The organism is Pseudoalteromonas sp. S3785 (assembly GCF_005887365.1).
Lineage (GTDB): Bacteria > Pseudomonadota > Gammaproteobacteria > Enterobacterales > Alteromonadaceae > Pseudoalteromonas.
Window position 1 is genome coordinate 1 of record NZ_PNCT01000019.1, and the last position, 13,109, is coordinate 13,109.

The following is a 13,109-nucleotide window of genomic DNA, read 5'->3' on the forward strand; positions in this document are numbered from 1 at the left end:
GAAGGCAAATGTGGCGGCCAATAACAGGCTGATTTAAGTACCTGATTTACTCGGATATACGTTATGCTAAAAGGGCCAAAAGGCCCTTTTTGTTTAAGGAGATAATGATGATAGCAACACAAAACTCAGCATTTGGGATGGTGGGCTTAGGTCTTCGTCGAGAGATGCTTGATGAACTACTAGCGCATACGCCAAAGCAAATTGATTTTATGGAAGTCGCGCCTGAAAACTGGCTTAAGCTCGGAGGGCGCTTTAAAAAACAATTTAAAACCTTAACTGACGCCAATAATTTTGTTTGCCATGGTTTATCGCTTTCTATCGGGTCGCCTGAACCTCTTGATATTGAATTTGTTAAATCGCTAAAAACGTTTTTTGATCAGCACAACATTAAACTATTCAGTGAGCACCTAAGCTACTGCTCTGGAAAAGGGCATATGTACGATTTAATGCCAATTCCTTTTACTGAAGAAGCTATTGCGCACGTTGTACCTCGCATCAAACAAGTGCAAGATGTTTTAGAGCGACAAATAGCCATTGAAAATGTCTCTTATTACGCGGCGCCTGGCCAGCAGTTATCTGAGCTTGAATTTACCAATACGATTTTAGAGCAAGCTGATTGTAAACTACTGCTAGATGTGAACAATATTTATGTTAATTCAATTAATCATGGTTACAATGCTGAGACGTTTTTATTAGGGTTGCCTTCAAAACGCATTGTCTATGGCCACGTAGCTGGGCACTACAATGAAGCCGATGATTTAATTGTTGATACCCACGGCGCTGATGTTATTGACCCCGTATGGGACTTGCTTGATAAAGCGTACCAAGCGCATGGGGTGTTTCCTACCTTATTGGAGCGTGATTTTAATATCCCAAGTATAAATACACTTACAAAAGAGCTTGATATTATTCACGACTTACAAAATAAGCAGTTATGCGCATCGCCTACTCAGCAATTAGCATAAAGGAAGAAATATGAGCTTTATTGACACTCAAAATGAGTTTATGGCGCACATACGAGAGCCTGAGCATAACCCAAAGCCTAAAGGTATTGAAGATAGACGCATGGCGATTTACCGCGACTTATTTTTTAATAATATTGCAGGGTTTATCTCATCTGGGTTTCCGGTGCTTAAAACGTTATACACACAACAGCAATGGCAAAAATTAGTAAGAGCATTTTTTAGTGAGCATGACTGCAAGTCACCTTATTTTTTAGACATAGCAGGAGAGTTTATTAATTACTTATCGAGCAGTTATACCCTGCAAGAATACGACTATGCATTTATGCTGGAGCTGGCACATTACGAGTGGATAGAGCTTGATGTTTCCGTGGCTAATGAAGATACCAGCGAGCAACGCTTAAAAAGTACTGAACTGACCAGTTCTGCACTTTACTTATCGAGTGTTGCGCGTAATTTAAGCTACCAGTATGCGGTTCAACATATCAGCACAGAGTATATACCCAGCACGCCATCTGAGCAGCCTAATTACTTTGTTGTATACCGCAATGATAACGATGACGTGCAGTTTTTAGCCACAAATGCAATGACCGCTTTACTACTTTCAATAATAGAATCAAATGCGGGCATTGAGTTTGAGAGTGTATGCCAGCAGGTTTTAGTTCATGCGCCTAATTTTAGTGAACAACAAATTGCGCAAGGCGCGTTAAGTACGCTTAATGCAATGTCCGAGCGGGGTATTATCGTGACAAAAAATCAACATTAAGGTCTTTATAGATTATTTTACTTCGTCTATCATGGCAGCCTTATTTGTCGTGCTTAAAAAAGGTTATACCAATGTCAGATGATAAAGACTTTAAAGATCCGTTTAACGTTACTTACTTTATTGCTTTTTTAGCAGTTTTTGTGGGTATTGGCTGTTTAAATGCGATTTTAGGCTGGATCACAAGCCTAACTTAAAGCTCCTAGCTCTATTAAGGCTGTTGTTTTTATCAGCCTTACGCTTCTTTTCTTCCTCCACCCGTATAATTTTCAAACCACCTCGGTATTAATAACAGCAAACTCGCATTTTAACGTCAGTTAAGGTTATAATCAGCTGCTTTGAAATATAAACTATTGAGCAATTAAACTTATGACTCAAGTAACACCCGCTATTATTAAAAACAGTATCGCAACCATTGCCGACTATCCTAAACCAGGCATTATGTTTCGTGATGTAACAACACTAATGGCAAATCCAGAAGCCTTTAAAGCAACAATCGATGCTTTTATAAACGAATATAAAAACCAAGGCTTTACAAAAATTATTGGAACAGAATCTCGCGGCTTTATTTTTGGTGCGCCGCTATCATACGCGTTAGGGATCCCTTTTATTCCTGTTCGTAAGCCAGGCAAGCTACCACGCGAAGTGATTCGCCAAGATTACCTACTTGAATACGGCGAAGACACATTAGAGCTTCATGTTGATGCTATTGTCCCAGGCGACAAAGTATTATTAGTGGATGATTTATTAGCTACCGGTGGCACAATTGAAGCCACAGCAAAGCTAGTTGCAAAATTAGGCGGCAAGGCCACTGATGCTGCGTTTGTTGTTTCATTACCAGAGCTTGGTGGTGAGCAGCGTATAGAAAAAATGGGTATTAAAATCTTAAAACTTGTTGAGTTTGAAGGCGAGTAATTGATGAGTTATCAGGTTCTAGCTAGAAAATGGCGTCCGCAAACCTTTCATGAATTGGTTGGCCAGTCTCATGTAAAGCAAGCGCTTGTTAATGCGCTTACACAAAATAGACTGCATCACGCTTATTTATTCACTGGAACCCGTGGTGTGGGTAAAACAACCATTGCACGCATTTTTGCTAAAAGCTTAAATTGTGATGAGGGTATATCGGCATCTCCTTGTGGGCAATGTAGTAGTTGTACTGATATAGAAGCAGGGCGATACATTGACTTACTTGAAATTGATGCTGCTTCTCGCACCAAAGTAGAAGATACTCGTGAAATTCTTGATAACGTTCAATATGCACCAACACGCGGACGTTATAAAGTTTACCTAATAGATGAAGTGCACATGCTCTCTAAGCATAGCTTTAACGCGTTATTAAAAACGTTAGAAGAGCCGCCAGAGCATGTGAAATTTTTACTAGCAACCACCGATCCGCAAAAGTTACCTGTTACCATTTTATCGCGCTGTTTACAGTTTAACTTAAATGCACTTTCGCAAAGTGAAATTAAAACTCAGCTTGAGCATGTACTTACTCAAGAGCAACTAAACTTTGATAAAGATTCACTAAATATTATTGCAAAAGCCGCCGATGGCAGTATGCGAGACGCCTTAAGCTTGACAGATCAAGCTATTGCGCAAACCAACGGCGACATAAACAACCAAGCCGTGCAAGCCATGCTTGGTTTAATGGACACACATTACAGCCAAAGTTTGCTGGCTGCTTTGTTAGCACAAGACGGTGGCGCACTAATGGATGAAATAGCCCAAGTAGCGAGCCGTAACCCTAACTATATTGCACTACTTGATGATTTAATTGCATTAACTCACCTTATTCAGTTAACTCAACTGGTCCCGCAAGCAGCGCAACTTGATGATAAAAACGCCGATTATATTAGCCATGTTGCACAGCACACTCAGGCTCAGCAAGTACAGGTGTATTATCAGTTACTATTAAATGGTAAAAAAGACTTACAATGGGCACCAGAGCCTCGTTTAGGCTTTGAAATGATAATGCTACGTTTATTAGCATTTGAGTCCGCAGGTACAACACCTGCTCAATCGCCTCCTGAGGCAAGCGACACAAAAAGTGCAGCGACGCCTGCGCCTACCAATAGTAAAGGTCGTGCCGATGCGCTGCGTGATATATTAAATAAAAATAAAACGCCATCGCAAAACGAAACCCCAGCTGCGCAACCAATGGTTGAGCACAGCCAAAGCACAGCACAAAGTCATACAACTGATGAACCAGTAGCGCACCCGCCCACAGAGCAGCTAACACGCTCGCCAAGTGAGCAACACAGCAACAGCGTAACACCTGCGGCTCAAAGTCCCCAAAACGATATGCCGAGCCCTGTGCAGCAAAATGAACACATTGCTAAGAATGACGAGGCCGCTGAGCGTCAAAGTGAAGACGATGCATATTTGCAACACAGTAATATGGAGCAAAGCTTAGCTGCACAATTTGATGATGTTATGAGCAGTGCTGTAGATCAAGGTTATAACCCGGCACCTGTAGCGCTACATACACAATCCGCCGCTGAAAACGCCGATACTAAAGATAGCAGTGTGCGTGAACAAGAAGCTCAAGCACAATCAGCTATTGCGCGAATTTTACGTGATAGAAATATATCGGGGGCAGGCAGGCTTTCAGGGGGAAGTGTAAATACCACTGAGCATGCGCAAACACCAAAAGCGCCTGATCAAGCAGCGCCATTCATTGAAGAAACACCACACAATACACGCTCGCAAGCGAGTGAGTCACAAAATGATTCACCGCCATGGCATGACCACGCGCAAGGTGACAGCGAAAAAAAGCCAGCGCTCCCAGTAACAGGGAGCCAAACGCCAGCTGAGCCAGTAACGCAAAGCCAGCCAGCGCGTAAGGTTGATTTTAAAGAAAAGCATCAAACAATTACTGAAAACTTAGCCCCTGAGCTGCTTGAGCAAATTAACCCACAAAAAAAGCCAGAGGTAATAGAGCAAGAGCCTGCTATACCGGTTCCAGATGATTTTCAAAGTCCAATTAGCGAGATTAAATTTGCGCATCAGCAAGATGAGTGGGCTTATTTAATTAAGCGTATGGGGCTAGGTGGGCGAATGCGTCAATTTGCATTACACTCGATTTTTACCAAGCAAGGCGACAGTTTACATATTGACGTGGATGAATCTCAAAAACACTTAGATACGCCCATGCTTAGGCAAAAGCTCGATGCAGCGTTATCAAGCATTTACGGACATAACGTATCGCTAAGTATTAACTTTGCAAAAGGGGTGATTGACTCGCCTTATTTAATACAGCAAAAAATTGATGCAGGGCGGCATCAGCAAGCTATTGATGTGATCACATCAGATGAAAACATAGTACAATTTCAGCAGCTATTTAGCGCCGAAATTGACGAAAACAGTATTCAGGCATTGTAATTAAATACAATCGCCCTTATCTTCATGACAACTAGAGTTTAAAAGAAAGAGAGAAAATTATGTTTAAAGGTGGAATGGGTAACATGATGAAGCAAGCGCAGCAAATGCAAGAGCGCATGCAAAAAGCCCAAGACGAAATCGCAACAATGGAAGTTGTTGGCGAAGCCGGCGCAGGCCTTGTAAAAGTAACCATGCTTGGTAATCATAACGTGCGTCGTGTTGAGCTTGATGATAGCCTGATGGAAGATGACAAAGATATGATTGAAGATTTACTTGCAGCAGCATGTAATGATGCTGTTCGTCGCGTTGCTGACGAAACGCAAGAGCGTATGAGTAAAGTTACTGGCGGTATGCAATTACCACCAGGTATGAAAATGCCGTTCTAATAAATATGCAACTTTCAGATAGTTTAACACAGCTTATAGAAGCGCTTCGTTGCCAACCGGGTATTGGCCCTAAGTCTGCTCAGCGCATTGCATTTCATTTACTGGAACGCGACCGTAAAGGCGGGACCCAACTTGGTAACGCATTAACCAAAGCCATGTCTGCGGTTGGGCATTGTCAGTCGTGTCGCACCTTTACTGAGCAAGCTCAGTGTGATATTTGCTTAAGCACAAAACGCCAAGACAGTGGCGTGCTCTGCGTTGTTGAGTCGCCTACCGATGTGTTGGCTATAGAGCAAACAGGCCAATATCTTGGTTTGTACTTTGTATTGATGGGGCATTTATCGCCGATTGACGGGATTGGCCCTAAAGAAATTGGCTTAGATATACTTGAACAAAAGCTCTCGCATGGTGCAATTAACGAAGTGATTTTAGCTACCAATCCCACCGTTGAGGGCGAAACCACTGCACATTATATTGCCCAACTTTGCCATAAATATAAAGTTGGCGCTTCGCGTATAGCGCATGGTATCCCTGTGGGTGGCGAACTCGACTTAGTGGATGGCACAACGTTAATGCACGCATTTAGCGGCCGACGAGCGGTTGTGCAGGACTAGCGAGCGGCTGTGCAGGACTAGCATCACTATCTGAAATTGTTTTAAAAGCCTACATAGTAAAATATGTAGGCTTTTTTGTGTTTGCTCTTTTAATACCGTATAACGTGTGTGAGCTTAGCAGTAATCATATTTATTAATAAATGAGTTAAACTTGGCGTTGTTATGTTATAAATTATTGACTAACAACAACTAAATAGCGTGATTGTTGCACGGCACTTGCGCCCTAAAAGGCCACTCAAGTGGGCGAGTTGATATAAGCAAACATCAGTAATTTATCTGATTAGTAAGGAGTACTATGCAAAATAATAAACACGGCAATAAAGACGGTTTGCTCAGCAGTAAGCGTTTTTTACCGCTATTTGTAACGCAGTTTTTGTCGGCTATGAATGATAATGTGTATAAGCAATCTGTGCTTATATTATTGGTGTTTCAAGCTGCAACCCTAGGCGATGGTGCGCTATATTCAAACCTTGCAGCGGGCTTATTTATATTACCGTTCTTTTTGTTTTCTGGGATGGCCGGGCAACTGGCTGAAAAAACAGAAAAATCAAAGCTCATACGGCTTGTTAAATTTTGCGAAATACCAATTATGGTTATTGGCGCGGCTTCTATTTTTACGCAATATGTGTGGCTAATGCTTACAACCGTGTTTTTTATGGGGCTGCAAAGTACCTTTTTTGGCCCACTCAAGTATTCTATTTTACCGCAGCACGTTGCACCCAACGAACTAACAAAAGCCAATGGCTTAGTTGAGTCTGCCACGTTTGTAGCCATTTTATTGGGCACTATTTTTGGCACCTATTTTATTACCCAAACAACAGGCCCAACGGTAATCAGCGTCGCGGTATTAGTATTAGCTGTACTTGGCTTTTTAAGTAGCCGGTTTATTCCTATTAGTGAAGCGAACGATGCAAACTTGCGCTTTACCTATAATATTTTTACTTCCACTAAAGATGTATTTAAAGCGCTTAATGCTCAAACAGAATCGGTTGGTAAATCGGTGTTGGGTATAAGCTGGTTTTGGCTAATAGGTGCGGTTATTTTAACGGCATTACCTAATTACGTTAAGCATGTAATGGGTGGCGATGAGCTCGTTGTAACCAGTGCGCTGGTGGTGTTTTCGCTAAGCATTGCTGTGGGGTCTTTGTTGTGTGAAAAGCTCTCACGCTCACGTATTGAGCTGGGAATTGTACCTTTTGGCGCTATTTTAATAACGTTATTTTTGTATTTTTTAAGCCAAGAGCCGGCTATTAGTGAATATATCGCGCCCTCTGAAAATTTATTAACACTAAAGCAAGTGCTCAATACGGGCGATATGATATGGCATTTTGTTTGGATGGCAGGTATTGGTATTGCATCTGGCTTTTATACTGTGCCGCTGTATGCCCTTATTCAGCAGCGTACCGAGGAGGCAAGTCGTTCGCGAGTGATTGCTGCTAATAATGTGCTTAATGCGCTCTTTATGGTTGGCAGTGCCATATTAAGTATTGTAACGCTCTCTGTTTTACAGTGGCATATTTCGTCGTTACTATTACTTTTGGCGGGGCTAAATTTACTTATTTCTATTTATATTTACACTAAGGTGCCGGAGTTCTTCTTGCGCTTTGTTATCTATATTTTAGCCATATGTATGTATCGTGTGCGTACAAAAGGGCATGAAAATATTCCAAGCGAAGGCGCAGCCGTTATTGTGGCTAACCATGTTAGCTTTGTAGATTGGATGTTTATTTTAGCCACTTCGCCTAGGCCTATACGCTTTATGGTGTTTGCGCCCATTTATCATTCAAAAGCATTGCATTGGTTATTTAAAATGGCAAAAGCTATTCCAATTGATAGCGAAAAAGCCAACTCAAAGGCGTTTACCAAAGCATTTGATGAGGTTGCCGCAGCGCTTGAACGCGGTGAGTTAGTTGGTATTTTTCCTGAAGGCAAACTAACAAGCAATGGAGAAATGGACATGTTTAGACGTGGCATTGAGCGCATTATAGCGCGCACACCAGTGCCTGTTGTGCCCGTTCACTTAGGTGGTTTATGGGGCAGCATGTTTAGCCGTAAAGCAAAATGGCAACTACCGCGTCTTAAATGGTCGTTAGTCTCGGTGAGTGTAGGAGAGCCGATTGACGCAGAGCAGGTAAGCGCTAATTATTTACACGAACGAGTTAGTGCTTTAAAAGCCCAGTACGCTAAAAACACACCGTAATTTAACCCCAGCAGCCACATTTATATGTGGCTTTTCATTTATATAAGTGCAAATGCTGCTTTTTTAAATTTTTCCCTTGAAGTTACTCCACCTCACCCCATATTAAGTGCATAACGCAGACACTTTGCTAATTGGAGATACATAAATGACTGCAGCACAAAAAGAAACATTAGGCTTTCAAACAGAAGTAAAACAACTATTAAACTTAATGATTCATTCGTTATATTCGAATAAAGAAATATTTTTACGTGAGCTTGTATCAAATGCATCAGACGCTGCCGATAAGCTACGCTTTTTAGCGCTTTCTAATGGTGACCTTTACCAAGGTGATGCCGATTTACGTGTACGTATTAGCGCAGATAAAGAAGCGAACACAATTACCATTTCTGATAATGGTATTGGTATGACGCGTGAAGAAGTGATTAGCTCTTTAGGCACTATCGCTAAGTCGGGTACTGCTGAGTTTTTCAAAAACTTAACCGGTGACCAAAGCAAAGACTCTCAATTAATTGGTCAATTTGGTGTTGGTTTTTATTCAGCCTTTATTGTGGCTGATGAAGTGACAGTACGCACGCGTAAAGCAGGTGAAACACAAGCGTACGAGTGGCAGTCACAAGGTGAAGGTGAGTACACGTTACAAGAAATTGAAAAAGAAGGTCGTGGTACGGATATTATTTTACACCTGCGTGAAGAAGAAAAAGAATACGCGGATGAATACCGACTGCGTAGCATCGTTACTAAATACTCAGATCACATCTCTACACCTGTACAAATGTATAAAGCAGAAGTGCCTGAGTCTGAAGGCGAAGATGGCGAAAAAATCCCAGCCGTTCCAGGTGAGTGGGAAAGCATTAACCGTGCAACCGCTTTATGGACACGTGATAAGTCAGAGGTTTCTGATGAAGAATACAAAGAGTTTTACAAGCATGTAAGCCATGATTGGGAAGAGCCGCTAAACTGGGCGCACAACAAAGTAGAAGGTAAAACTGAGTACACAAGCTTATTGTACATCCCTAAAAAAGCGCCGTTCGATTTATGGAACCGTGAGCGCCAAAGTGGCTTAAAATTGTATGTTCAACGTGTTTTCATTATGGATGACGCTGAGCAGTTTATGCCAAGTTACCTGCGCTTTGTAAAAGGCTTACTTGATTCAAACGATTTACCGCTAAATGTATCGCGCGAAATTTTACAAGATAACAAAGTAACGCAAGCTATACGCAAAGGGTGTACGTCTCGTATTTTAAAAATGCTAGAGCGCATGGCTAAAAACAAAGCCGAAGACTATCAAACATTTTGGAACGAGTTTGGCCAAGTAATCAAAGAAGGCCCAGCAGAAGATACAGCAAATAAAGAAGCCATTGCTAAATTACTACGCTTCTCATCTACGCATACGGACTCAGAAACACAAGATGTATCGCTTGAGCAATACATTGAGCGCATGAACGATGAGCAAGATAAAATTTACTACGTAGTTGCTGATTCGTTTACTGCGGCTAAAAACTCTCCGCACTTAGAAATCTTCCGCAAAAAAGGCATCGAAGTATTATTACTAAGTGACCGTGTTGATGAGTGGATGATGAGCCACTTAACTGAGTTTAACGAAAAATCGTTCCAGTCAATCACCCGTGGCGACCTTGATTTAGGTAAGCTTGACGACGAAGAAACGAAGAAAGCGCAAGAAGAGTCTGAAAAAGAAGTAGAAGGCTTAATTGAGCGCATTAAAACAGCGCTAGGCGAAGAAGTTAAGGAAGTACGCTTTACGCATCGTTTAACAGATTCTCCTGCCTGTGTTGTGAGTGATGAGAACGACATGAGCTCGCAAATGCAAAAGCTTATGGAGTCAGTAGGCCAACCTGTACCAGAGGCCAAGCCAGTGTTTGAGCTTAACCCTGAGCACCAGTTAGTTAAGCACTTAAACGATGAGCAAGACGAAGATAAGTTTGCACAGTGGTCTCATGTATTACTAGACCAAGCTTTACTTGCTGAACGTGGCACATTAAAAGACCCTACCGGTTTTGTAACACGTTTAAACAAATTAATGCTTGATTTGAATAAGTAAGGCTAACAGGCTCTTTTAAATGCTAAAATAGCTTAAAAGATAACCATAATTATAAAGGAAGCGTATGCTTCCTTTTTTTATGCGATCTAAAGTAGGCAATTAGTATAAGTTGCTTGAGTATCTGCAGCGCTTGTGGAAGAATTCAGGCTTTAAAATAACTATCCATACTAGGGGACAATGATATGCGCATTATTCTTTTGGGCGCGCCAGGTGCTGGTAAAGGTACGCAAGCTCAGTTTTTAATGGACAAATACGGTATTCCACAAATTTCTACCGGTGACATGCTTCGTGCAGCCATTAAAGAAGGTACACCACTTGGTTTAGAAGCTAAAAAAGTAATGGATGCAGGTCAGTTAATTTCTGACGATATCATCATTGGTTTAGTTAAAGAGCGTATTGCTAAACCAGATTGTGAACAAGGCTTTTTACTTGATGGCTTCCCACGTACCATTCCACAAGCAGATGCAATGAAAGAAAATGGCGTTGTGGTTGATCACGTTATTGAGTTTGACGTTGCTGATGAAGTAATTGTTGAGCGTATGGGTGGCCGCCGTGTGCATCCTGGTTCTGGCCGTGTTTATCACGTTGTTTACAACCCACCAAAAGTGGAAGGTAAAGATGATGAAACAGGCGAAGAACTAATTATCCGTGCAGATGACACGGAAGAAACAGTTCGCAAACGTTTAGGTATTTACCATGAGCAAACTATGCCATTGGTTGATTATTACCAAGCTGAAGCAAAAGCGGGCAACACGCAGTACCATAAACTTGATGGTACGCAAGCTGTTGAAACAGTAAGCCAGCAATTAGCAGAGCTTTTAGGTTAATATAATCTAAACACAGCTTAGGTATTAAAAAACCGCCCTCAGGCGGTTTTTTTGTATTTATTAGCTTTTAACAATTTAAAATTAAACCATTTGGTAAAACTTAGTATCTACAACGCTTTTAACTTTTCTATTACTGGGTCGTAGTTTGGCTCGGTTGATAAATTAGACACGAGTTGTTTGTATATCACTGTGTGGCTCTTATCTAAAATAAATACGGCGCGGGTAAGCAGCCCCATATCTTTTATAATTAAGCCATATTTTTGGCCAAAGTCTCGCCATACAGAGTCAGAAAGGGCAGTGACTTTGTCAATATTCTGCGCCTTACAAAAGCGTTTTTGAGCAAAAGGTAAATCGGCGCTAATTGTCAGCATCGCAACAGCAGGGAATTGCGATGCCACTTTTTCGTTGAAATGCTTTGTTTGTAAGCTACAAATACCTGTATCTAAACTTGGTACCACGCTAATCAATACTGCTTGCCCTTTATAATCATCAAGATTTACAGGAGTAAAACCACCATCAACTACTTTAAAATTTGGCGCATTATCACCTACACTCACACCTTTACCTAACAAGGTGACAGGTTTACCCTGAGCAGAGACCTTACCTGCATCAAGCGTGTTTTCGGGGTACTGTGATGCGTGCCCAACTGAGCTTAAAGCAAGCGTGCTTAGTGCAAAAATAAGAGAGCGTACCATAGGTTATTTCCTTTTAAATTAACGCAATAGGTTTGAGTGTATTATACTGAATATCACTAACCAAGCGATTAAATATCACTGTAAAAGTAATAATAAGTTCTGTGATATATAAATTGTAAACTCGAAGAACTTTTATTAACATGTAGTTACAAAGTGTATCTTTAATAAAGTCATAAGGCCTATTGACAACATTGGGTTAAATAATAGAGAGATAGTATGTCAACATCCGTATTAATTTGTGACGACTCAAAATTAGCGAGGCGCCAGCTAGCTCGCTCTTTACCAGATGACTGGGATATTAAAGTAGAGTTTGCTCAAGATGGTGTTGATTGCATCAAAAAACTAAAAATAATCGAGCCCGAAATACTTTTTCTTGATTTAAACATGCCTGAAATGGACGGGTATGAAGTCCTTATGGCCATGAAAGAGCAAGGTCTTAATATCCTAACCGTGGTGGTATCTGGCGATATTCAGCCAAATGCGCACCAACGTGTTTTAGAGTTAGGGGCTATTGATTTTATCCAAAAGCCTTGCTCTGCTGAAAAGCTTGCAGATATTATTGAGCACCACGGTATTAAAGATAAAGCCATGCGCGAAAGACTCGCCCACTCTTTGGGTGAGCAAGTAGACCCAGATGTGCGCGATATATACCAAGAGCTTACAAATGTTGCTATGGGTCAAGCGGGGGATTTGCTTGCACGGCTTTTAAATGTGTTTGTAGAGCTGCCGATTCCGAATGTGAATGTGCTTGAAGTTAATGAGCTAGACATGGCGTTGCAGTCTATTGACAACAACGCAGCTACCTCAGGCGTTTGCCAAGGCTTTATTGGCGGTGGCGTATCTGGCGAGGCGTTGCTTTTACTAAATGACTCAAGCTTTAAAGAAATTGCGTCATTAATGAATTACGATGGTGAGCTTAACGACAAGGTTGAACTTGAGCTGCTTATGGATATTAGTAATATTCTAATAGGCTCAATTTTAACGGGGCTCTCTAAACAGCTTGACATGTCCTTTAGTCAAGGCCACCCCATTGTACTTGGCCAGCATCGCGATGTATCAGAGTTGGTTAAATCGAATAAATCTCGTTGGCAAAGAACTTTAGCAATAGAGATAAGCTACGGCATCGAAAACCACGATATTAACTGTGACCTTATGCTGTTATTTACCGAAGATTCACTGAAGACTTTGAAATACAAAGTTGCTTACCTATTAGAAGACTAAG

At 41.3% G+C, this 13,109-nt stretch carries 12 protein-coding genes; 11 read left to right on the forward strand and 1 reads right to left on the reverse strand.

All coding sequences use genetic code 11. From position 1 onward, the window contains the following. Positions 1 to 107 precede the first annotated feature (107 nt). From CWC17_RS05130 to adk, 10 genes are all read left to right on the forward strand, one after another. The gene (locus CWC17_RS05130; RefSeq protein WP_502704906.1) at positions 108 to 965 is read left to right on the forward strand and encodes an HvfB family MNIO-type RiPP peptide maturase; all 858 of its coding nucleotides are present in this window, start codon (positions 108 to 110) and stop codon (positions 963 to 965) included. Between the two features lie 10 nt (positions 966 to 975). After that, entirely contained in the window at positions 976 to 1,728 is a 753-nt protein-coding gene (locus tag CWC17_RS05135) for an HvfC family RiPP maturation protein (RefSeq protein ID WP_138612277.1), read from the forward strand. Between the two features lie 71 nt (positions 1,729 to 1,799). Next, positions 1,800 to 1,922, forward strand: a complete 123-nt coding sequence (locus CWC17_RS19735; protein WP_283956913.1) for a hypothetical protein — start codon at positions 1,800 to 1,802, stop codon at positions 1,920 to 1,922. Between the two features lie 172 nt (positions 1,923 to 2,094). Next, on the forward strand, positions 2,095 to 2,640 hold the full coding sequence (apt, locus tag CWC17_RS05140) for an adenine phosphoribosyltransferase (protein WP_138612278.1): 546 nt from the start codon (positions 2,095 to 2,097) through the stop codon (positions 2,638 to 2,640). 3 nt (positions 2,641 to 2,643) lie between these two features. Then, positions 2,644 to 5,106, forward strand: coding sequence for a DNA polymerase III subunit gamma/tau (dnaX, locus tag CWC17_RS05145; RefSeq protein WP_138612279.1), 2,463 nt, complete (start codon positions 2,644 to 2,646; stop codon positions 5,104 to 5,106). A gap of 59 nt (positions 5,107 to 5,165) precedes the next feature. Continuing rightward, a complete protein-coding gene (locus CWC17_RS05150; protein ID WP_055015242.1) occupies positions 5,166 to 5,492 on the forward strand; it encodes a YbaB/EbfC family nucleoid-associated protein in 327 nt (108 codons plus the stop codon). A gap of 5 nt (positions 5,493 to 5,497) precedes the next feature. Further along, positions 5,498 to 6,106 carry a recombination mediator RecR gene (gene recR, locus CWC17_RS05155; protein WP_055015241.1) on the forward strand — a complete coding sequence of 203 codons (609 nt, stop codon included), beginning with the start codon at positions 5,498 to 5,500 and terminating at the stop codon, positions 6,104 to 6,106. A gap of 295 nt (positions 6,107 to 6,401) precedes the next feature. Then, entirely contained in the window at positions 6,402 to 8,306 is a 1,905-nt protein-coding gene (locus CWC17_RS05160; RefSeq protein ID WP_138612280.1) for an MFS transporter, read from the forward strand. Between the two features lie 145 nt (positions 8,307 to 8,451). Further along, positions 8,452 to 10,365, forward strand: a complete 1,914-nt coding sequence (gene htpG / locus CWC17_RS05165) for a molecular chaperone HtpG (protein WP_024033368.1) — start codon at positions 8,452 to 8,454, stop codon at positions 10,363 to 10,365. Positions 10,366 to 10,547: 182 nt separating this feature from the next. Beyond that, positions 10,548 to 11,192, forward strand: coding sequence for an adenylate kinase (gene adk / locus CWC17_RS05170; RefSeq protein WP_055015238.1), 645 nt, complete (start codon positions 10,548 to 10,550; stop codon positions 11,190 to 11,192). A gap of 107 nt (positions 11,193 to 11,299) precedes the next feature. On the opposite strand, the gene tpx is transcribed toward adk, so the two are convergent. Then, entirely contained in the window at positions 11,300 to 11,887 is a 588-nt protein-coding gene (tpx, locus tag CWC17_RS05175) for a thiol peroxidase (RefSeq protein WP_138612281.1), read from the reverse strand. 216 nt (positions 11,888 to 12,103) lie between these two features. On the opposite strand from tpx, the gene CWC17_RS05180 reads away from it, so the two are divergent. Continuing rightward, positions 12,104 to 13,108: a response regulator gene (locus CWC17_RS05180; RefSeq protein WP_055018510.1), complete on the forward strand. Its 1,005-nt coding sequence runs from the start codon at positions 12,104 to 12,106 to the stop codon at positions 13,106 to 13,108. The last annotated feature ends 1 nt before the right edge of the window (position 13,109 follow it).